Below are 949 nucleotides of genomic sequence, written 5' to 3'. Positions count from 1 at the left end.
ATATAATACATATGAAAATTAATGTAGTCTCCAAAATAACCCCCTATTTAATCAAATTTAATAAATATTTTTTCACTATGAAAATCGAATTTAACTGATTCGAGCCTATAGATTAAGTGTAATACTTCACAATCTCACTTTTATTTTAACATAAATATTTAGTTTCTTCTCAAATGGTAGCACTTACATTTTTAAACAATTTTATTGTTACTCAGCACTAATGAATGGTATCAACTAAAAATTAGCGATGCTTGTACTTGTTTTTTCCATTCGCTTAAATACATTTTTCTGCCTTGAGTAGTTCAACAGGTAATTTTGCAATAAATTCTAAACTGTTTCCATCAGGATCATTAAAATATATAGAGGCGTGTGCTAGCTCGGGAAAAACGATTGGCTCAATTGGCTCCATTCCAAAGTCTTTTCGCACTGGAATTCCTTTCTGTTTGAGCCAGTGTATCGCGTTTTCTAAATCGTGTAAGCTTACTTGGAAAGCGATATGTCGTAAGGATGGATGATAATTAACTTTGTATTCTTTTCCTTCCCAAAGACCAATCCAACTTTCATTTTCTACAATCCAAAAGAAGGCGATATCTTTGTCTCTTTTATATAATTTGAGCCCCAGTGATTCATAAAAAGGTATCGAAATTTCTAAATTACAGACAGGTAAATGTGCTTCATAAAGACCTTTAATCATTATAATCCTCCTTAGTAAAAATGTTTCTTATTTTATATTAAACGATGCTTTGTTTATTGAAATCACTTAAAAGAAGGATATTAATTCATACGAAAGTATGAAAAAACAGCTCAAATATGAGCTGTTTTCGTATAGTTTTTAGTTAACATATTTTATTCATTTAGGGTTTAGCGAAAAGGATACGTATTATATTTAAAACCCTCCGCCGCCACCCCAACAGCTACATCCGATAATGATTAGAAGGATGAATAGCAC

At 31.0% G+C, this 949-nt stretch carries 1 protein-coding gene and 1 pseudogene; both read right to left on the bottom strand.

The annotated features are described in order from the left end of the window. Positions 1-230: 230 nt before the first annotated feature. A pseudogene (locus tag AC1DTM_RS28805) lies at positions 231-694 on the bottom strand (VOC family protein). 192 nt (positions 695-886) lie between these two features. Next, on the bottom strand, positions 887-949 hold a 63-nt coding region (locus AC1DTM_RS28800; protein ID WP_477001521.1), incomplete at its 5' end, for a YjcZ family sporulation protein.

This window comes from Bacillus sp. P4_D3 (assembly GCF_056401855.1).
This window is presented reverse-complemented; position numbering and strand designations above follow the sequence as displayed.